Here is a 20,847-nt window from a genome sequence, read left to right on the forward strand (position 1 = left end):
CGCGCCTGCGGGGATGTTCCCCCGCCGTACCAGGCGCGCGCCTTCTTCTACGGCTGCTCCCCGCGCCTGCGGGGATGTTCCCATCGGCGTGGCCTGCGGGCCCAGCTCGCTGGTCTGCTCCCCGCGCCTGCGGGGATGTTCCCGACACGCCGACCGGCAACGATGATGGTGGTGTCTGCTCCCCGCGCCTGCGGGGATGTTCCCTTCGGTGGGACGGGGGCAAAGCCCTGCTCCCCGCGCCTGCGGGGATGTTCCCTTCGGACCCTTCGGTGGGACGGGGGCAAAGCCCTGCTCCCCGCGCCTGCGGGGATGTTCCCGCGGCGGCGAACCGGCGGTCAAACGGAACCGGCTGCTCCCCGCGCCTGCGGGGATGTTCCCACCGTCGGCAACGGCGGCCAGCAGGCTCCGCACTGCTCCCCGCGCCTGCGGGGATGTTCCCGCGCGGGCCGGGTTGGCGGTCACCCAGCCGGTCTGCTCCCCGCGCCTGCGGGGATGTTCCCTCGATCCGGCCGAGCAGTAGCAGAGACTCGGCCTGCTCCCCGCGCCTGCGGGGATGTTCCCGCGGTCTCGCACCTGGTCGACTCGACAGACCTCTGCTCCCCGCGCCTGCGGGGATGTTCCCGCGGGCTTGGCCAGCCACAACAGGACCGTGTACCTGCTCCCCGCGCCTGCGGGGATGTTCCCAAAATGGCCACCGCATCGGGGGCCGCCACCGCCTGCTCCCCGCGCCTGCGGGGATGTTCCCGTGTGCCGGAACTGGTGGGGGTGGATGTGCGGCTGCTCCCCGCGCCTGCGGGGATGTTCCCTGGGCGAGCGGGCCCATGATGTCGGGGTCCATCTGCTCCCCGCGCCTGCGGGGATGTTCCCGCCCGGGAGTCCGTGAGAGCGCCCGGGTCGGCCTGCTCCCCGCGCCTGCGGGGATGTTCCCGTCCGCAAGAACGAGGGCACGCTCCAGCGAACCTGCTCCCCGCGCCTGCGGGGATGTTCCCGGCCCGGTCCACACGCACATCAGCGCTCTCGTCCTGCTCCCCGCGCCTGCGGGGATGTTCCCTCCCCACCAGGCCCACCGCCCCGGTACCGCCACTGCTCCCCGCGCCTGCGGGGATGTTCCCAGCTCCTCCACGTCCTCGGTGCCCGGCGCCCCCTGCTCCCCGCGCCTGCGGGGATGTTCCCAGGACCCTGTTCGCGTCGGCCCGGCGGCTCGGCTGCTCCCCGCGCCTGCGGGGATGTTCCCAGGTGACGACGGCCTCGGGGGCGAGGGTGGTCCTGCTCCCCGCGCCTGCGGGGATGTTCCCAGCGTGTTGGCGCCCGCTCAGACCCGGGTCAACTGCTCCCCGCGCCTGCGGGGATGTTCCCACACCGAGGGCGCCCCACCGGAAACACCGGCGCTGCTCCCCGCGCCTGCGGGGATGTTCCCCGGCGCCGGAGCCGGACACATCGCGGTCGCCCCTGCTCCCCGCGCCTGCGGGGATGTTCCCAGCTCGCCGACACCCCTCCGGACCACGGCCAGCTGCTCCCCGCGCCTGCGGGGATGTTCCCGTCATGACGGCGTGGCGGGTGGCGCCAGCGACCCAGTCGTCTGCTCCCCGCGCCTGCGGGGATGTTCCCGGGTGCGGCAGAGCGGGCAGGTCTGGCGGGCGCTGCTCCCCGCGCCTGCGGGGATGTTCCCTGGAAGGTGTCGATGACGCTGTACGGGCCGTTCTGCTCCCCGCGCCTGCGGGGATGTTCCCCACCAGGACGACCCGTAGCTCTTCGCCTTGGGCTGCTCCCCGCGCCTGTGGGGGTGTCGCCTTCACCGTCGGCCGGCGCCGTGCCGCGCTGGGCGCCGCGGGCCATGTGCGGGAGGTCGCCCGCCTGTCCGGTCGGCCATGGAGAGTGGTGTACCGGCCATCCTCCTTACCCTTCCTTGCAAATGTTCATGCCAATCGACAGGCTGTACGTGTCCGCACGGCTGCCGTACCGACCGGTCACCGCCCCACCGCGGACGCCGTCAGTTGGCGCTACGTCCGGTCCGGCATCCCGGGGCCGGAACGGCGCGAACGGCACCAAGGCGCACCGGAACCGTCCGAGAAGAGATGAGGAAGAAGCATGCGCAAGATCGCGATGGCCATGACCGCCCTGTCGCTCGCCGTGGGAACGGGGATCGCCGCGGCCCCCGGCGCCGTGGCGGCGACGACGTGCCCGAGCGGGGCGGTCTGTATCCGCGAGTTCGGCGGAGACATCCTGAGCAAGAACATCTTCTACAGCTACGGCGCCCACAACCTCGACAACGTCACCGGGTACCACATACTCGCCAACAGCCAGACCGGCGGCGCGGGCTTCGAGCTCTGCCGGGGCTACAACGGCACGGACTGCTCGATCACGTACCGCACCACGGGTGACTACCCCTCGATCGACTTCACGCCGATCAACTCCATCCTCCTCGTGCCGTAGTCGGGCGTAGTGGGCCACCGGCCCGCGGCCGCTCGCCCGCCGGCCTGTGGCGCTCCGTCCGGTCTTCCCGATCCGTGGTCGACCGGCGGGAGACGGCTGGTGCTGCGGGCGGCCCGTTGGCGCGGTAGGCGCCCTCCCCGCGCGCCTGCGAAGTGGGTTCCGGGAGGTGGTGGCGCCGGGGCGGCCTGGTCACGGCAGGCGCGGGATGAGGTCGGTCCCGTAGGCGTCGATGGTGGACTCGACGGCGTCGTGCATGGCGTAGATGGCGAACTGGTCGACGCCGAGGGAGCGGAGCTGTTCGAGGCGGGCGAGGTGGGCGTCGGGCGGGCCGATGAGACAGAACCGGTCGACGATCTCGTCGGGGACGAAGGCGGTGTCGGGGTTCCCGGCGCGGCCGTGGTGGCTGTAGTCGTAGCCCTGCCGGTCCTTGATGTAGGCGGTGAGGGCTTCGGGGACGAGGTCGGAGTGCTCGCCGTAGTGGGTGACGAGGTCGGCGACGTGGTTGCCGACCATGCCGCCGAACCAGCGGCACTGTTCGCGGGCGTGGGCGAGGGCCGCCGGCGAGTCGTCGGCGGTGACGTAGGCGGGCGCGGCGACGCAGACGGTCACCGCGTCGGGGTCGCGGCCCGCCTCGGTGGCGGCCCGGCGGACGGCCTTGACCATGTACTCGGTGAGGTAGGGGTCGGCGAGTTGGAGGATGAACCCGTCGGCCTGGCGCCCCGTCAGGGCGAGGGCCTTGGGCCCGTAGGCGCCCATCCAGACCGGCAGGGCGGCGCCTTCGCCGACCCACGGCAGGTGCATCTCCGTGCCGTCGACCTCGGCGGTCCGGCCCTCGGCCAGCTCCTTGATGGCGTGCATGGCCTCGGACAGCCGGGCGAGGGTGGCGGGATGCCGGCCGGCGACCCGCATCGCGGAGTCGCCGCGCCCGATGCCGCAGACCGTGCGGTTGCCGTACATGTCGTTGAGGGTGGCGAAGAGGGAGGCGGTGACCTCCCAGGTCCGGGTGGAGGGGTTGGTGACCATCGAGCCGACCTTGAGCGTGCTGGTCTCGGCGAGGATGCGGCTGTAGATGACGAAGGGCTCCTGCCACAGGACGCAGGAGTCGAACGTCCATCCGTGGCTGAAGCCGGCCCGCTCGGCGCGGACCATGCGGTCGACGAGCAGGCTGGCGGGCGGGTCGGTCTGCAGCACGAGGCCGATGTCCATGGCGGGCTCCGGAGGTCGGGAGGAGGGGGAACGGGAACCCGCCCGGGCCGTGACCCGGGCGGGCGGAGGAGCAAGGGCGGCCGGAGGCCGGGGAGGTGGGCCCGGACGGGCGGGGCTCAGTCCAGGTACCGGCAGGTGTCACGGCGCAGGAAGGTGCCGTGGCCGGCCCGCCCGAGCCAGGTGCCGTGGTCGAGGACGACCGTGCCCCGGGAGAGGACGGTGCGGGCGCGGCCGGTGAGCGTACGCCCCTCGTACGCCGAGTAGTCGACGTTCATGTGGTGGCTCGCGGCGGAGACGGTCTGGACGGCGTTGGGGTCGTAGACGACCACGTCGGCGTCGGCACCGGGGGCGATGGTGCCCTTGCGCGGGTGCAGGCCGAACATCCGGGCGGGCGTGGTGCAGGCGATCTCGATCCAGCGGCGGCGACTCAGTCGCCCGTCGACCACGGCCTGGTGGAGCAGGTCCATGCGGTTCTCCACGCCGGGCAGGCCGTTGGGGATCTTCGAGAAGTCGCCGCGGCCGAGCTCCTTCTGCCCGGTGTAGCAGAACGGGCAGTGGTCGGTGGAGACCACCTGGAGGTCGTTGGTCCGCAGGCCGCGCCAGAGCGCCTCCTGGTGCTCCCGGGGGCGCAGCGGCGTGCTGCACACGTACTTGGCCCCCTCGAAGCCGTCGGCGCCCTCCTCGGCGAGGTTGTCCGTGGAGAGGAAGAGGTACTGGGGGCAGGTCTCGCCGAAGACGGGGAGGCCCTCGTCGCGGGCCCGGGCGAGTTCGGCGAGGGCGGAGGCCGCGGAGACGTGGACGACGTAGAGGGGGCTGCCGGCGACCTGGGCGAGCTTGATGGCGCGGTGGGTGGCCTCGGCCTCCAGGAGTTCGCGGCGGACCTCGCCGTGGTACCGGGGGGCGGTGCGGCCGGCGGCGAGGGCCTGTTCGACGAGGACGTCGATGGCGATGCCGTTCTCGGCGTGCATCATGATCAGCCCGCCGTTGGCGGCGCCGCGCTGCATGGCGCGCAGGATGCGGCCGTCGTCGCTGTAGAAGACGCCGGGGTAGGCCATGAACAGCTTGAAGGAGGTGGACTCGCCGGAGTCGACGAGCGCGTCCATCTCCTTGAGGACCGCGTCGTTGACGTCGGAGACGATGGTGTGGAAGGCGTAGTCGACGGCGCACGTGCCGTCGGCCTTGGCGTGCCAGGCGTCGAGACCTTCGCGGAGGCTGCCGCCGACGGGCTGGACGGCGAAGTCGACGATGGTCGTGGTGCCGCCCCAGGCGGCCGCGCGGGTGCCGGTCTCGAAGGTGTCGGAGGCGTGGGTCCCGCCGAACGGCAGTTCCATGTGGGTGTGGGCGTCGACGCCGCCCGGGATCACGTAGTGGCCGGCGGCGTCGATCAGGGTGTCGGCGGTCCAGGCGAGGGCGGCCTCGCTGCCGGTGGTGGCGAGGGCGACGATGCGCTCGCCCTCGATGAGGACGTCGGCGCGGAGTTCCTCGGTGGCGGTGATGACGAGGCCGCCGCGGATGACGGTGCGGGTGGTCATGGTGTGGTCGCCCCCCTCACGCCTCGGCCAGCGGCCCGTACGCGTCGGGGCGGCGGTCGCGGTAGAACGCCCACTGCTGCCGGACCTCCTCGATGAGGCCCATGTCGAGGTCGCGGACGACGAGTTCCTCCTCCTTGTCGGAGGCGACCTCGCCGACGAACCGGCCGCGCGGGTCGACGAAGTAGGAGGTCCCGTAGAAGTCGTTGTCGCCGTACTCCTCGGTGCCGACGCGGTTGATGGCGGCGACGAAGTACTCGTTGGCCACGGCGGCGGCGGGCTGTTCGAGCTGCCAGAGGTACGCGGAGAGGCCGCGGCTGGTGGCGGAGGGGTTGTAGACGATCTGCGCGCCGGCGAGTCCCAGGGCCCGCCAGCCCTCGGGGAAGTGGCGGTCGTAGCAGATGTAGACGCCGACCTTGCCGACAGCGGTGTCGAAGACGGGCCAGCCGACGTTGCCGGGCTTGAAGTAGTACTTCTCCCAGAAGCCCTTGACCTGCGGGATGTGGTGCTTGCGGTACTTGCCGAGGTAGCTGCCGTCGGCGTCGATCACCGCGGCGGTGTTGTAGTAGACGCCGGGCTGCTCCTCCTCGTAGACGGGGACGACGAGGACGAGGCCGAGTTCGCGGGCGAGTTCGGCCATCCGGCGGACGGTGGGTCCGTCGGGCACGGGCTCGGCCCAGCGGTAGTGCTCGGGTTCCTGGACCTGACAGAAGTACGGGGCGTTGAAGACCTCCTGGAAGCCGAGGATCTGCGCGCCCTGCGCGGCGGCCTCGCGGGCGTACCGCTCGTGGAGGGCGATCATGCTCTCCTGGTCGCCGGTCCACCGGGTCTGGACGAGGGCGGCACGGACGATCTGCGACATGGGTACCTCCGCAACTCCGCGGTCCGTCCGGGGGTCGGGCCTGCGGTCTGAGGGTTGACGGGGCGGTTCTGCCTGCGGCACCGCGGACGGCACCGCACTACGGGCCACGTGGAGCGCCGCGCACGGCTCCGCGCGCCGGTGCGTTCCGGCACGACCGCGCACGGTGTCTACGTGCGTAGAAAGTTGGTGCGTCGACCGTAGGCCCGGCCTCGGTCGCCTGACAATACGTCGGACGTAACGCGCCCGGGGCGATCCTGTTACGCGGACACGCGGGGTCTCGTAGATGGGATGAAACGGTCATCTACCCCAACAGTGCTCGCCTTACTCATTCGGGTGAATCGTGTGCGAGGTGGTGCGGGTCCGGGCAAGAGGGTTGATGATGCTGCTCCGGTCCGTCGCCGGGCGGTCGCCGACGGTGAGCCACCGCCGGTCCCCGGCCCCGGCGTTCGGTCGTTCACACGTGTGCAGGGGGAGGTGGACGTGACGGCTGTACCCGAGGATCGCGGAGGCCCCGCGCACCCTGCCCGCTCGTACCCGGCGCCTCCGCACCCGGCGCGCCGACGCCCGGTACCGGCGTGGGCCGGAGTCCTGCTCGGGCTCGGCGTCCCGGTACCGGCCGCCCTCGGGTGGCTGCTCTTCGCGCGGTGGACGACGGACGGCCAGGGCGCCCGGGACATCCGCCTCCAGCTGGCCGGCTCCCGCGCCGCCGCCGCGGCCGTGGTCGCCGACCGGGCCGCCGACTTCCGCGCGTCCCTGGACGCGGACCTCTGGCTGGTCTGCGGCTACTCGGTGACGCTGACGGCCGCCGGGATGCTCGGCGGATACGTGTTCACGCGGCCGCACTGGCGGCTGGTCGCGCTCGTCGCCGGCCTCGCGGGCGTGCTGGCGGGTGCCTGTGACCTCGCCGAGGACCTCCTGCTCGACGCCGGGCTGGGCGGGGGCGGTCCCGGACCGGCGGGCGGTGACACACCCTTCCTGGCGGCGGCCGCGTTCGCCACCGTGAAGTGGCTGCTGCTCCTGCCCGCGGGGGTGGTCGGCACGGTGGTCTGCTCCGCCACCGTCCACCGGGCCGCGCGCGGGGTGCTGCGGCGGCCAGCGGAGGAGACGGCCGGCGGGCCGAACGGCGGGCCGGACGGCGGGACGACCCACGGTCCGAACGGCGGTCCGAGCGGCGGGTCGAGCGGCGCACCGGAGGACGGGCCGAGCGCCGTCCACGGCGACGAACCGGACGGCGGACCGGATCGCGGACCCGACGGCGGACCCGACGCCGAACCGGACCGCGGACCGGAGCTGATCCCCCCGTGGCCGGTGGCGACGGCGCGGGGCGGACGGTGGCCACCCGGACCTCGGGCCCACGGGCCGCTCACCCGACAGGCCCGCTGGCGCAACGCCGCCCGGGTCCCGCCCGGCCGCGAGCACGCCCCGCTCGGTTTCTGCGTCTCCGGCGGCGGCATCCGCTCGGCCTGCGTCACCCTCGGGGCCCTCCAGTCCCTGCGCCCGTGGCTGAAGCAGGCCCGCTACCTGGTCTCCGTCTCCGGCGGCGGCTACACGGTCGGCGCCATGCAGCTGGCGCTCAGCGACTCCGCGCCGGCCTGCCCCGTCCGGGCCGTCTCCGGTCTGACCGCCGACACCGTGCTGGAGCCCGGATCCCCCGAGGAGGACCACCTCCGACGCCACGCCAAGTACCTGGCGGACGGCGCGGGCGAGTGGCTGGTCGCCCTCGGCACGCTGCTGCGCGGCCTCGTCGCGGCGCTCGCCCTGCTGCTCGCCTCCGTCCTGGTGATCGGCCTGGGGCTGAGCCGCTTCTACCACCTCGTACCGCTCACCGACCTGGACGACCTGGCCGCCGTCGGTCTGCACACCCAAGGCCCGGTCACCGGGGGCGGCGTCGGCGGGCCCGGGCTCGGCCCGCTCGCCCTCCGCGCCCCCGCCCTGCTCACCCTGGCCGGGCTGCTGACGGCTGCCGCCCTGGGCTGGCTGCTCTGGCTGCTGACCTTCTCCTGGCTCGGCTGGGACACCCTCCTGCCGCGCGTCCTGCGCCGGTTCTCGCAGGCCGCACTCGCCGTGGCGGCCCTGGTCACGCTCGGCGTCCTGGCCGTACCCGGGCTGGCCTGGGGCGCGGTCCGGCTGCAACAGGCGCTCGCCGTCGGCGCACGGCAGACCGGCGCCGGCATAAGCGCCACCGTGCTGCTCAGCTACCTGGCCCTGCTGCTCGGGATCCTCTGGCACGGCCGGCACGCCATCGAACAAGGGGCGGCGGTGCTCGGCGGGCTGGTCCGCGGCACCCGGCGGATCGGCGGCAGCCTCACCGGGCGGATCGCCGAGTACCTGGTGCTTTGGTCGGCGCTGGCCGCGCTCACCGCGGGCGCGCTGCTGGCGCTCGGCTGGGCGGTGGCCACCGGGCACGCCTGGCCGCCGGCCGCGCAGCTCCTGCTGCCCCTGGTCCTCGGCACCGTCGGCCTCAACCTCGACCAGACCTGGATGGGCCTGCACCCCTTCTACCGTCGGCGCCTCGCCGCCGCGTTCGCCGTCCGCCGCTCGGTCGAGCGCGGTGCCGGTGGCCAGGACGGTGCCGGCGACGGTGCCGGTGCCGGTGCCGGTGCCGGTGCCGGTGACCGTGACGGCGGGGAGGTGCTCGCCCGGCCGTACCACTTCTTCCGCGAGCAGACCCGCCTCAGCCACTACGGCGCCCGGCACCCCGACTTCCCGCAGGTGATCTTCGCCGCGGCGGCCAACCTCTCCGGCAACGCGCGCACGCCGCCCGGCCGCCGGGCGGTCTCGTTCACCTTCTCGTCCGACTACGTGGGCGGACCGGACGTCGGGTACGCCCGCACCGACCTGCTGGAGCGACGCACCCGGCGGCACATCGGCCGGGACCTCACGGTGCAGTCCGCGATGGCCGTCTCCGGCGCGGCGTTCTCGTCCGCGATGGGCCGTCAGTCGCGCGGCTACCAGGGGCTGTTCGCGATCACCAACGCGCGGCTCGGGACCTGGCTGCCCAACCCGGCGGCGCTCGCCCCGCTCTGGGCCGCCGACCGGGACTGGCGGTACGCGCCGCAGCCCGCCGTCCGCCGGCTCCCCTACCAGCTGCGCGAGGTCTGCGGCCGGTACCCGATGGACGCGCGGTTCCTGCTCACCACCGACGGCGGCCACTACGAGAACCTCGGACTCGTCGAACTCCTGCGGCACGGCGTGCGGACGGCGGTCTGCATCGACGCCAGCGGCGACTCGACCTTCGCCGCCACCCTGGCGGCGGCGATCACCCTGGCCCGCGAGGAGCTGGGCATCACCATCACCCTCCGCGAACCGGACCTGCTGATCCCGGGCAGCGCCGGGACCGCGGGCGCCGCCGGGGGCGACCCGCACGGGGGCCCGTCCTCCGACGGGGCCGGGCACCCGCCACTGCGCGGCCTGGCGGCGCGGCTGGCCGACCGGCTCTCCGCCCGGGCGGTGGTCGTCGGTGACATCGAGTACCCGTGGCCGCTCGACCTGGACGACGGCTGCTCCGCGGACGGCGCCGATCCGTCGGCCGCCCGGCGGGGCACGCTGATCGTCGCCCAGGCCGCCCTCACCGCCGGCATGCCGTACGAGTTGCACGCGTACGCGATGACCGACGCGTCCTTCCCGAACGACAGCACCAGCGACCAGTGGTTCGACCACCGGCAGTTCGACGCCTACCAGACCCTCGGCCGGTACCTCGGCGAGCAGGCCGAACCCGCAGTGAAGGCGGCCCTGTCCGGCGCCGGGCCGAGAGCCACGTCCGGGACCCGGGCCGGTTCGGGCTCCGGAACCGGGACCGGGACCCCGGCCGGGACCGCCGCCGATACCGCCGCCGGGGCCGCCCCCGGCACCGGACCGCCGCCCCCGCCGGGGGCCACGTCGGTTCCTCTGCCCGGGCCCGCTCCGGCGCCGGACGCCGAGGTGGCGGGCGGTCCGCCGACCGGTCCTCCCGCCCCGCCCGATCGGGCGCGCGGCCGGCGACCATGAGGGTGCTCGCTTGACTCGTGCCCGTTCCGTCGGGAAGGATCCGGCGCATGGACTCCGGCACCACTCTGGTCTGCCGCCTGCACGTCGATCTCCGACGCCAGGCGAGTTCCATCTGTGCCTGTTGACCCTGTCCTTCCCCGCCGGCCCCTCCCTGTGACACTCCCCAGGACCCGCGCCGCGCACCCGCTCTCCTGACGCGCCTCCCCGTGTGACCCGCCTCCGGCCGCCCCGCCGGCCCGGCGCACCGCACCCGGGCACGGCCGTACCGCCGCCGCACGGCACCACCCAGCGCCCGCCTTCCCCGAGGACACCCACATGAGCCTGGACCTCGCCACCGACACGCTCGCCTCCGCCGTATCCGTCGCATCCGCCGCCGCCACCTCGGCTGCGGCGTCCCCTGCCACCGCCTCCCCGGCCGCGTCCGTCCCCGGCGCCCCCGTTCCCGGCACGTCCGCTTCCGGCACGTCCGCTGCCGGCGCCCCCGTCACCGGCACCTCCACCGCCGGCGCCGACGCTCCCGGCGGCAGCGCGGCCGGGAGAGCGACCGGCACGGCGGCCCCGACCGGGTCCGGCACCGTCGTCACCGAGGAGGGCCGGGTACCGCTCACCCCGAGCACGCTGCGGGCCGTCGTCCGCGAGCTGGCCGAGCAGCCCGACCAGTGGATCCACCACGTCCGGCTCTCCACCGAGGAGCGCTGGTACCGGCGGCTGGTCGCCGACGACGACCACGAGGTCTGGCTGATCAGCTGGCTGCCCGGCCAGTCGACCGGGTTCCACGACCACGGCGGCTCGCGCGGCGCGTTCACCGTGGCGCTGGGCGAGCTGGAGGAGCTGTCGCTCGGCGGCCCGGAGCAGGGCCTGCTGATCCGCCGGATCCAGTCCGGAACCACCCGCGCGTTCGGGCCCGAGTACGTGCACGACGTCCGCAACACCGCGTCCGGACCGGCGGTCACGCTGCACGCGTACTCGCCGCCGCTCAGCTCCATGGCGCACTACGAACTGCGGGCCGGCGGCCTGGTCCGCACCTCCGAGGAAGGACCCGAACAGTGGTGACCACGATCGACGACCTGGTGGCGCGCTCCCGTGAGGGGGTCCACCGGCCGGGGGCCGAGGAGGCCTACCGGGCCCAGCTGGACGGCGCCCTGCTGGTGGACATCCGGCCGGCGGCGCAGCGGGCGGCCGAGGGGGAGATCCCGGGCTCGCTGATCATCGAGCGGAACGTGCTGGAGTGGCGGCTCGACCCGACGGGCAGTCACCGGATCCCGGAGGCCGCGGGACACGACGTGGCGGTGGTCGTGGTCTGCTCGGAGGGGTACGCGTCGAGCCTGGCGGCCGCCTCGCTGCGCGAGCTGGGTCTGCACCGGGCGACCGACCTCGACGGCGGTTTCGTCGGGTGGGCCGCCGCCGGACTGCCGACGCGTCAGGGCGGCTGATCCCGCGCCAGGACCGTGAAACCGGCGCCGCAGGACGCCGCCGATCCGCCGGCCTCGACGCCGCTGGATCGTCCGCCGTCCTGCGGCGGCCGGGAAATCAGGGACAGGAGGTTCATGAGGTCATAGGCTGATCGGAGTTTCAGCCGGTTCGATACTGGGCAGCCACGCGGGCGGAGGAACGCCCGGGCAGACGACGACGTCACACGCCGCAGTTTGTCGACAAAACGCCACCGACCCGACCGTCCGTCACTCTCCCACCGCCTATCGACCGACCTACACCACCATCGGCGCCGCCACCGGGGGCCGCCGAGACGAGGAAACTCCCCGTGATCAGATTCGACGGCGCGGGCAAGCGCCACCCCGACGGCACCATCGCCGTCGAGGGCCTCGACCTCGACGTCCCCACCGGGCGCACGACCGTGCTGGTCGGCCCGTCCGGCTGCGGCAAGACGACCCTGCTGCGCATGGTCAACCGCATGGTCGAGCCGACCTCGGGGCGGGTCCTGCTGGACGGGGACGACGTCGCCCGCCTGGACCCGGCCAAACTGCGGCGCGGCATCGGGTACGTGATCCAGCAGGCCGGGCTGTTCCCGCACCGGCGGGTGATCGACAACATCGCGACCGTCCCCTACCTGCTCGGCTGGGACCGGAAGAAGGCCCGCGCCAGGGCGGCCGAGCTGCTCGACCTGGTCGGGCTCGCGCCCGAGACCGCCAAGCGGTACCCGTTCCAGCTCTCCGGCGGCCAGCAGCAGCGGGTCGGCGTCGCCCGGGCGCTGGCCGCCGACCCGCCGGTCCTGCTGATGGACGAACCGTTCAGCGCCGTCGACCCGGTGGTGCGGGCCGGGCTCCAGGAGGAACTGCTGCGGCTCCAGTCCGAGCTCCACAAGACCGTCCTGTTCGTCACCCACGACATCGAGGAGGCCGTCCGGCTCGGCGACCAGGTCGTGGTGCTGCGCGAGCAGGGCCGGATCGCCCAGCTCGCCGACCCGCACACGCTGCTCACCGCGCCCGCCGACGAGGACGTCGCCGCGTTCCTCGGCCGTGACCGGGGCCTGCGCGGGCTCGGCCTGCGCTCCGCACGCACCGTCGCCGTGCACCCGGTCCACGACGGGCCGAGGTACGGCGGCTGGGAGCTGGCGCTGGACGACGAGCGCCGGCCGATCGGCTGGATCGACCGGGACGCGGCCTCCGCCGTCCTGCACCCGGCGCCCGGGTTCCACCCCGAGGCCGACACCCTGCGCGGCGCACTGGACGCCGCCGTGCTGTCCCCCTCCGGGGTCGCGGTCGCACTGGACGCCGACGGCCGGGCCACCGGCACGGCGGACCGGGAGGCCGTCCTGGCCGCGCTCGCCGGGGCGCCGACGGTGACGGTCGGACGATCCGCCGGGCCCGGCGGGCCGGACGTGGCCACGCGCTCCGGCGGCGCCGGAACCGGAGCAGGCGAGGCACGGGCGGGCGAGGCCGGAAGCGGAAGCGGAAGCGGAAGCGGAAGCGGAAGCGACGCGGACGGAGCCGGCGGTGGACGATGAACCGATCATCCGCTGGTACTGGATCGGCGACCATCTCGGCTACCTCGGCGACCTGCTGGCCGACCACGCCGTCATCGCGCTGCTCCCGGTGCTGATCGGCCTGCTGCTGGCGATCCCGCTCGGCCTCGCCTGCACCCGCTTCCCCCGCCTGTACCAGCCGCTCGCCGCCGTCTTCAACATCGTCTACGCCCTGCCCTCGCTGGCCGTCTTCGTGGTGCTCATCCCCTACACCGGGCTGGCCACCCAGGCCACCGTGATGATCCCGCTCACCTTCTACGCGGTCGCCGTCCTGCTGCCGACCACCGTGGACGGCCTGCGCGCCGTCCCGGACGCGGTCCGGCAGGCGGCCACCGCCATGGGCTACGGGCCGTGGCACCGGCTGGCCGCCGTCGAGCTGCCCGCCTCCGTGCCGTACCTGGTGGCCGGCCTGCGGGTCGCCGCGGTCTCCAGCATCTCGCTCGCCTCGGTCGGCGCCCTGGTCGGCCGCGGCGGGCTCGGCTACCTCTTCATCGACGGGTTCCAGCGCACCTTCCCGACGCCGATCGTGGCCGGCATCGTACTGATCGCCGTACTCGCCCTGGCCGTGGACCTCGTGCTCGTCGGCGCCCGCCGCGTGCTCGCGCCCTGGGCCGTCCGGGAGAAGGGGGCGGGCCGGTGAACTGGCTCAGCTGGCTGGGGGACTTCTTCTCCGCCCCGGACCGCCGGAGCGGTCCGAACGCGATCGTCCACCGGATCGCCGAACACCTGCTGCTCTCCGGCGAGGCGCTGCTGTACGCCGCGGTGCTGGCCGTCCCGCTCGGACTGCTGATCGGCTACACCGGACGGGGCGTCACCGTGGTCACCGCGATGGCCGGCGCCGCCCGCGCCCTGCCGACGCTCGGGCTGGTGACGCTGGCGGTGCTGCTGGCGGGGGTCGGCGACACCGCCGTCCTGTTCCCGCTGGTCGCGCTGGCCGCGCCGCCGCTGCTGGTCGCGGCGGTCGAGGGGGTGCGCGGCACCGACCCGGACGTCCGGGACGCGGCGCGGGGCGTCGGGCTGACGCACCCGCAGGTGCTGTGGCAGGTCTGCCTGCCGTCCTCCCTCCCCACCCTGCTGGCCGGCTTCCGGACGGCGACCGTCCAGGTCATCGCGACCGCGACGGTGGCCGCCTACGTCGGGCTCGGCGGGCTCGGCCGGTACGTCATCGACGGCCTGGCCACCCGGGACTTCGCGATGACGATCGGCGGCGCGCTGCTGGTCGTGCTGCTCGCCGTCGCCGCCCAGTTGTTCTTCGCCCTGCTCGCCCGGTACGCGCTGCCTCCCGGCCTGCGCGCACAGCAGCGGGCCGCGTCGCGGCAGCCGTCGTGACGCCGGACGGCCACCGGAGCGCCCGGGAGGACCGGGCCCTCCGGGCGGCCCGTGCCGCCCGGGGCGCGCCGCGACAGCTCCGCGTTCCGGCCGCCCCGGGCCTCCCGGGGCGGCCGGAGCCCCCACGTCCTCAGACTCCCGACGCACCTGACACCCGACACGTACATCCCGAAAGGACCCATATCACCATGTCGACATCCGTGCCGCGCAGAGCAACCGGCCACCGGGCCGCCGCCCTCGCCGCCCTGGCCGCACTCGCCCTCACCGCCACCGCCTGCGGCTCCTCCGGCGGCGACCCGCTGGCCGCCGCACCCTCGACGGCCGGCGGCTCCGCCGCGACGGGCGCGGGGTCCGGTGGCACGGTGGTGGTCGGCTCGGCCAACTTCCCCGAGAACGTGCTGCTCGGCTCGATCTACTCGCAGGCGCTCAAGGCCAAGGGCGTCAAGGTCGAGGAGAAGTTCAACATCGGCAGCCGCGAGGTGCTCTACGGGCAGCTGCAGAACGGCAGCCTGACCGTCCTGCCCGAGTACAACGGCGCCCTGCTCGCCTACCTCGGCGGCAAGACGGCCGAGCCCACCAAGGACGCGGTCAACGCCGAGCTGGCGAAGACGCTGCCGGCCTCGCTGGCGATCCTCGACTCCTCCCCCGCCGAGGACAAGGACACCCTGAGCGTCAGCCAGGAGAGCGCCGACAAGTACGGCCTCAAGAGCATCGCCGACCTGGCCGGAAAGGCGGGCGAGTTCACCATCGGCGGCCCGCCGGAGTTCAAGTCGCGCCAGGAGCAGCCGCTCAAGGACGTCTACGGGCTGACCTTCAAGGAGTGGAAGCCCACCGGCGAGACCACCGCCAACGCCGTGAAGGACGGGTCGATCCAGGTCGGCAACGTCTTCTCCACCGACCCGAAGATCGCCCAGCTGAAGCTCGTCGCGCTCACCGACCCGAAGAACCTGTTCGGTGCGCAGAACGTCACCCCGCTGGTCAACAAGGCGAAGGTGGACGCGACGTCGTCGGCCGCGCTCAACGCGGTGTCGGCCAAGCTGGACACGGCCGGCCTGCTGGCGCTGATGAAGAAGGTCGCGATCGACAAGGAGGACCCGTCGGCGGTGGCCAAGGACTGGCTGAAGAGCAACGGGCTCGGCTGACACCGCGTCGCGCGGGGCCGGTCGGGAGGACGGCCCCGCGCGCGGGCGGATCACCCTTGCGCGGACACCTCCGGGGCGAACACCCGGCGCGGGCCTCTCGCGGCCGGACCGCGCCCGCCGCCCTGCCGTCCCCCGTCGCCCCCTGCCGTCCCTCGCCGTCGAGCGCCGATCGGAGCGCCACCCGAGCCGTCCGGAGCGCCACCCGGAGCCGCCGGGTGACCACCGCCCGACCGGGCCGGTGACCTGGATCTCCGGTTCGGCAGATCTTCCCCTGAGCGGCGCGGACATGACAGTGTGACGGCATGCGCACTCGTCTCCTCGCCGCCACCCTCACGGCATTCGCCGCGGTGAGCCTCGCCGCCTGCTCCGGCTCGGAGTCCGGCACCACCGCGGCCGGCGCCTCCGCATCCGGCACCCCCGCCACGTCCACCGGCGGCACACCGGCCGCCACCGCGTCCGCCCCGGCCCCCGCCACCGGCGCGACCACCGGCGGGGGCACGTCCGCCGGAGCCCCGACCGGGTCCGCGACCGGCGCCCCGCCCACCCCGGCGGCCACCCCGGACGCTCCGGGCGCCACCGCGCCCGGCGGGACCGCCGCTCCCGCCCCGAGCGCCCCCGCCCCCGCCGACTCCCCGGGGGCCCCGGTCTCCGCACCGCCCAAGCCGGCCCCGCCCACGGACGCGGGCCTGCCGAGCAAGCCGGCCGCCGACGTCTCCGCCCAACTGGTCGCCGCGCTGGACGCGATCGACCCGGCGATCGTGGGCGGCAAACCGGAGCAGGCCGTCGACAGGGCTCGCGCCCAGTGCCAGTCGATGTACCAGTTCCCCAAGGACAGGGCCAAGCTGGTCGAGCTCGCCGACCAGCGGTTCACCACACCCGACCGTCCTCAGGGTTTCGGCGCCGAGAAGGCGGAGAAGATCCTCGACGCACTGCGCTCCACCCTCTGCCCGCCGGCCTGAGCCGGTCCGGCAGACCCTGGACGGCCCGGTGTCCTGAGCGCCGGGCCGCCGTGGCCGCGCGCGTCGACCAGCGCGCGGCCACGGCACCCGCATGCCCGGCGCCCGCACGCCCGCCGTCAGCGGGCGGCCTGCGCCACCACCCGCGCGTCCGGCGCCGGCGCGCCCGGACGGCGGACGGGGCCGCAGAGCGCCGGCCGTGAACCGTACCCGGCGCCGCCCACCGCCGCGCCGGCCGTTGCCGTGACCACACCGGCGGACGGCGGCACGAACCACCCGGCCCACCGCCGGCCCCGGCCCGCCGGCAGGCCGGATCACGGCCACGAGGTGGGCGCACATGCTCCGCTGACGAACTGTTAGGAGTCTTGACAGACGAGTGGTCTAGTCCAACCATAAGCATGTCGATCCGACCGGGATGCACTGTGGGGGTGTGACCACCGGCGGCTGAGGCACTGCCATGCCCTGCCATGCTCCACCCCCAGACCCGCTGCGGCGTCCGCGCGTTCGCGCACCGCCGGCCGTCCGTGCCGCGTGTCCACGGGGTGCGCATGCCCGCTCCGCCGCCCCCGCCGCACGGTTCGCATCTCCCGCTCCACAGTGCCCCGCTCCACGGCCCCCACCGTTCGACCGTTCCGCCGCGAAACTCCGCACACTTCACCAACGTCCGGCCCCACCAAGTCTGTTGGAGAACCAATGCGTCTACGCAGAACGATTCAGGCCGCCCTGACGGCCTGTGTCACCCTGGCCGCCTCGGCCGGAATCGTCGCCGCCGGGGCGACCACCGCGGGAGCGGCCCCCACGGCAGCGACCACCTCGTCGGTCTCCGCCTCGGCCGCCGCCACCCCGCTGCCCACCCGGGTGTTCGCCCCCTACTTCGAGGCCTGGACCGGCGAGAGCCCGGCCACCCTGGCCGCCCAGTCCGGTGCCAAGCACCTGACGATGGCGTTCCTGCAGACCGCGACCAAGGGCTCGTGCACGCCGTACTGGAACGGCGACACCTCGCTGCCGGTCGCCCAGTCCTCGTTCGGCGCCGACATCGCCACCATCCGCGCCAACGGCGGCGACGTCATCCCGTCCTTCGGCGGCTACACCGCCGACACCACCGGCACCGAGCTGGCCGACAGCTGCACCGACGTCAACCAGATCGCCGCCGCGTACCAGAAGCTGATCACCACGTACGAGATCAGCCGGATCGACCTCGACATCGAGGTCGACTCGCTGGACAACACCGCGGGCATCGACCGCCGCAACAAGGCGATCAAGGTGGTGCAGGACTGGGCCGCCGCCAACGGCCGGCAGATCCAGTTCTCCTACACCCTGCCGACCACGCCGACCGGCCTGGCCGCCAGCGGCCTCGCGGTGCTGCGGAACGCGGTCACCAACAACGCCCGGATCGACGTCGTCAACCTGATGACCTTCGACTACTACGACAACGCCCAGCACGACATGGCCGCCGACACCCAGACCGCGGCGACCGGCCTCTACAACCAGCTGGCCCGGCTGTACCCGACCAAGACGCCCGCCCAGCTGTGGGGCTCCATCGGCGTCACCGAGATGATCGGCGTCGACGACTTCGGTCCGGCCGAGACCTTCACGCTCGCCAACGCGACCACCGTCTACAACTGGGCGGTCTCGAAGGGCATCAACACCCTGTCGTTCTGGGCGCTGCAGCGCGACAACGGCAGCTGCCCGGGCGCCACCGCCCGTGACAACTGCTCCGGGATCAGCCAGAACACCTGGGACTTCACCAAGATCTTCAAGGCGTTCACCAGCAACACCCAGCCGACGAACGACTTCTCGGTCGGCGTGAGCCCCGACTCGGGTTCGGTGGTGGCCGGTTCGTCGACCAGCGCGAACATCACCACCGCCGTCACCACCGGTTCGGCGCAGAGCGTCAGCCTCACCGTCACGGGTGCCCCGGCCGGTGTCAACGCCACCGCCACCCCCGGCAGCGTCACCGCCGGCTCCCCCGCCACGCTCAACATCACCACGGCGGGCACCACCACACCCGGCACCTACCCGCTCACCATCACCGGCACCGCCCCCTCCGGCACCCACACCAGCACCTACACGCTGAAGGTGACGAGCACCCAGCCCGGGAACGACTTCTCGGTCGGCGTGAACCCGGTCTCCGGCACGGTCACGGCCGGTGCGGGCACCAGCGCGAACATCACCACCGCCGTGACGTCGGGTTCGGCGCAGAGCGTCAGCCTCACCGTCTCCGGTGCCCCGGCCGGCGTCAACGCCACCGCCACCCCCGGCAGCGTCACCGCCGGCTCCCCCGCCACGCTCAACATCACCACGGCGGGCACCACCACACCCGGCACCTACCCGCTCACCATCACCGGCACCGCCCCCTCCGGCACCCACACCAGCACCTACACGCTGACCGTCACCGGCGTCACCCCGCCCGGCGGCCTGGTCAACGGTGGCCTGGAGACCGGCAGCCTCGGTCCGTGGACCTGCCAGAGCGGCGGCTCCGTGGTGAGCACCCCGGCCCACTCCGGGTCCTACGCGCTCCAGGTCGCGGCCAGTGCCTCGCAGACCGGCCAGTGCCAGCAGACCGTCACGCTGGCGCCCAACAAGGCCTACACGCTGACCGGTTGGGTCCAGGGCAGCTACGCCTACCTCGGCGTGAGCGGCGGTGCCACCGGCTCCGCCTGGACCAGCGCGAGCGGCTGGACCAAGCTCACCGTGCCGTTCACCACCGGCGCCTCCGGCACCGCCACGGTGTACCTGCACGGCTGGTACGGCCAGGGCAATGTCTTCGGCGACGACTTCTCCATCGCCTGACGGCACGACAGCCGGCGACGGCCTGAAGCCGACGGCTGACGGCTGACGGCCTATTCCGTCGGAGGACGGACGAGCCCGGCCGCCCCGTCAGGGGTGCCGCTCAGGGGTGCCGCGACCACGCGTCGCGGCACCCCTGACGCGGTTCCTGCCGGAGTACCGCGGCACCCGCGGGACCAGGGCCGCAGGCCGGCGCGGCGCGCTGCCGCGAAGGCAGCGGCCCGGCCGCCCCACGGGGGACGGGCGGGCCGGCCGGGCGCGTTCCCCGCCCCGCTACGCGACGGCCGGCTTCGGGGCGTCGGCCGGGGTCGACCTCCCGGGGCGGCAGAGGACGGCGTAGGACGTGGCGGCCAGCACCGAGCAGCAGAGCACGACGATCGCGAGCAGGACCGCCGACGGCTTGCCGCCCAGGCTGCTGAGCGGGGCGACGATCGCGCCGCAGAGAAACGTTCCTGTGCCGATGAGGGCGGAGGCGGAACCGGCGGCCTTCGGGGCGACCAGGCTCAGGGCGCGGGCGGCGGAGTTCGGGAGGACGATGCCGAGGCTGCCCATCATCACGAAGAGCGAGGCGCAGAAGGCGACCAGCCCGAGGTCCCAGACCGCGGTGACGAGGAACAGGGACACGCCCGCCGCGATGGACGTTCCGAGGCCCACCGTCATCAGCGTCCCGGCCGTGAAGCGGTGGGCGAGGACGCGGCCGTTCAACTGGGTGACACCGACGATCGCCAGCGAGTTGAGCCCGAACAGCAGGCTGTAGGTCTGCGGGGACACGTGGTAGACCTGCTGGAGCACCACCGAGGAGCCGCTGATGTAGCCGAACAGCGAGCCGAAGGCGAAGGTGCTGGTCAGCGCGAGGCCGAGGAACGGCAGCCGGCGCAGGAGTCCGCCCATCGTGTGCAGCGTCGTCCCCAGACCCCCGCCGTGCCGGGCGGAGGCCGGGAGGGTCTCCCGGAGGGCGGCGAAGGCGATCAGGGTGAGCAGCAGGCCGAGGACGGCCAGCGCCCCGAAGGTGCCGCGCCAGGAGGTGACGCGGAGGAGCTGGGCGCCGACGAGGGGCGCGAGGATCGGCGCCAGTCCGGATATCAGGGTGATCGAGGCGAGGAAGCGGATCATCGCGACGCCCTCGAAGCGGTCGCGGGCCACGGCGCGGCCGATGACGAGCCCGGCGGCACCGGCGGCGCCCTGGACGAAGCGGCTGGCGATCAGGACGGGCAGGTTGGGCGCGATCACGCAGACGATGCTGGCGACGGTGTAGACGACGAGGCCCGCGAGCAGGGGCGGGCGGCGGCCGAGGCGGTCACTGAGCGGTCCGAAGATCAGCTGGCCGGCGGCGACGCCGAACATCGAGAAGGTGAGGGTGAGCTGCACGGCTGCCGGTTCGGCGACGAGGTCCTCGGCGATCGCGGGGAGGCCCGGCAGGTAGAGATCGGTGGTGAGGGGGCCGAGGGCGACCAGGCCGCCGAGGACGGCGATGGTGGCGCGGCCGGGGGCGTCTGCGGTTCCGGGGTCGGTGGGGGCGGCGGGAGCGGTCGACGTGTCACCGGCGGGGCCGGCGGTCGAACCAGGCATGGGGCTCCTCTCGGAACGAACGCGGGAGTCGTGCTCGCTCCGTCCTACCCCAGCGGCCCGGCGC

15 protein-coding genes and 1 CRISPR repeat array (1 of these 16 cut by a window edge) are annotated in these 20,847 nt (G+C 74.0%); of the genes, 11 read left to right on the plus strand and 4 right to left on the minus strand.

Features of this window, described 5'->3' with window-relative positions; translation table 11 throughout:
- A CRISPR array of direct repeats spans positions 1-1,791; the repeat unit is 29 nt; unit sequence CTGCTCCCCGCGCCTGCGGGGATGTTCCC (it extends 1,534 nt beyond the left edge of the window).
- Between the two features lie 297 nt (positions 1,792-2,088).
- Complete coding sequence (locus tag ABZY91_RS04625; protein ID WP_329879537.1) at positions 2,089-2,433, plus strand: hypothetical protein; 345 nt, start codon at positions 2,089-2,091, stop codon at positions 2,431-2,433.
- 189 nt (positions 2,434-2,622) lie between these two features.
- Here the strand turns inward: ABZY91_RS04625 and ABZY91_RS04630 are convergent, their stop codons facing one another.
- The 3 genes from ABZY91_RS04630 to ABZY91_RS04640 form a co-directional block, all read right to left on the minus strand.
- Positions 2,623-3,639: a TIGR03842 family LLM class F420-dependent oxidoreductase gene (locus ABZY91_RS04630; RefSeq protein WP_329950457.1), complete on the minus strand. Its 1,017-nt coding sequence runs from the start codon at positions 3,637-3,639 to the stop codon at positions 2,623-2,625.
- Between the two features lie 116 nt (positions 3,640-3,755).
- Positions 3,756-5,171 carry a dihydropyrimidinase gene (gene hydA / locus ABZY91_RS04635; RefSeq protein WP_355399700.1) on the minus strand — a complete coding sequence of 472 codons (1,416 nt, stop codon included), beginning with the start codon at positions 5,169-5,171 and terminating at the stop codon, positions 3,756-3,758.
- Between the two features lie 16 nt (positions 5,172-5,187).
- Positions 5,188-6,030, minus strand: coding sequence for a nitrilase-related carbon-nitrogen hydrolase (locus ABZY91_RS04640; RefSeq protein ID WP_329950456.1), 843 nt, complete (start codon positions 6,028-6,030; stop codon positions 5,188-5,190).
- 480 nt (positions 6,031-6,510) lie between these two features.
- On the opposite strand from ABZY91_RS04640, the gene ABZY91_RS04645 reads away from it, so the two are divergent.
- From ABZY91_RS04645 to ABZY91_RS04690, 10 genes are all read left to right on the plus strand, one after another.
- Positions 6,511-10,017: a hypothetical protein gene (locus ABZY91_RS04645; protein ID WP_355399702.1), complete on the plus strand. Its 3,507-nt coding sequence runs from the start codon at positions 6,511-6,513 to the stop codon at positions 10,015-10,017.
- A gap of 47 nt (positions 10,018-10,064) precedes the next feature.
- Positions 10,065-10,142 (plus strand): putative leader peptide, encoded by a 78-nt coding sequence (locus tag ABZY91_RS04650; RefSeq protein ID WP_101948289.1) that lies wholly within the window; start codon positions 10,065-10,067, stop codon positions 10,140-10,142.
- A gap of 190 nt (positions 10,143-10,332) precedes the next feature.
- Complete coding sequence (locus ABZY91_RS04655) at positions 10,333-11,070, plus strand: cysteine dioxygenase family protein (RefSeq protein WP_355399704.1); 738 nt, start codon at positions 10,333-10,335, stop codon at positions 11,068-11,070.
- Positions 11,064-11,450: a rhodanese-like domain-containing protein gene (locus ABZY91_RS04660; RefSeq protein WP_329950453.1), complete on the plus strand. Its 387-nt coding sequence runs from the start codon at positions 11,064-11,066 to the stop codon at positions 11,448-11,450. Before ABZY91_RS04655 ends, ABZY91_RS04660 begins: the two co-directional genes overlap by 7 nt.
- A 326-nt stretch (positions 11,451-11,776) precedes the next feature.
- The gene (locus tag ABZY91_RS04665; protein WP_355399706.1) at positions 11,777-12,979 is read left to right on the plus strand and encodes an ATP-binding cassette domain-containing protein; all 1,203 of its coding nucleotides are present in this window, start codon (positions 11,777-11,779) and stop codon (positions 12,977-12,979) included.
- On the plus strand, positions 12,969-13,637 hold the full coding sequence (locus ABZY91_RS04670; RefSeq protein WP_355399708.1) for an ABC transporter permease: 669 nt from the start codon (positions 12,969-12,971) through the stop codon (positions 13,635-13,637). The genes ABZY91_RS04665 and ABZY91_RS04670 overlap by 11 nt, the downstream gene beginning before the upstream one ends.
- Positions 13,634-14,326: an ABC transporter permease gene (locus ABZY91_RS04675; protein ID WP_329879528.1), complete on the plus strand. Its 693-nt coding sequence runs from the start codon at positions 13,634-13,636 to the stop codon at positions 14,324-14,326. Before ABZY91_RS04670 ends, ABZY91_RS04675 begins: the two co-directional genes overlap by 4 nt.
- A 188-nt stretch (positions 14,327-14,514) precedes the next feature.
- Positions 14,515-15,468 (plus strand): ABC transporter substrate-binding protein, encoded by a 954-nt coding sequence (locus ABZY91_RS04680; RefSeq protein ID WP_329879527.1) that lies wholly within the window; start codon positions 14,515-14,517, stop codon positions 15,466-15,468.
- 302 nt (positions 15,469-15,770) lie between these two features.
- Positions 15,771-16,427, plus strand: coding sequence for a hypothetical protein (locus ABZY91_RS04685; RefSeq protein WP_355399711.1), 657 nt, complete (start codon positions 15,771-15,773; stop codon positions 16,425-16,427).
- Between the two features lie 690 nt (positions 16,428-17,117).
- A complete protein-coding gene (locus ABZY91_RS04690) occupies positions 17,118-19,217 on the plus strand; it encodes a glycosyl hydrolase family 18 protein (RefSeq protein ID WP_355399713.1) in 2,100 nt (699 codons plus the stop codon).
- Between the two features lie 270 nt (positions 19,218-19,487).
- On the opposite strand, the gene ABZY91_RS04695 is transcribed toward ABZY91_RS04690, so the two are convergent.
- Positions 19,488-20,783: a multidrug effflux MFS transporter gene (locus ABZY91_RS04695; RefSeq protein ID WP_329949161.1), complete on the minus strand. Its 1,296-nt coding sequence runs from the start codon at positions 20,781-20,783 to the stop codon at positions 19,488-19,490.
- Positions 20,784-20,847: the final 64 nt, after the last annotated feature.

It is taken from the genome of Kitasatospora sp. NPDC002965 (genome assembly GCF_040611255.1).
In the GTDB taxonomy this organism is placed as follows: domain Bacteria; phylum Actinomycetota; class Actinomycetes; order Streptomycetales; family Streptomycetaceae; genus Kitasatospora.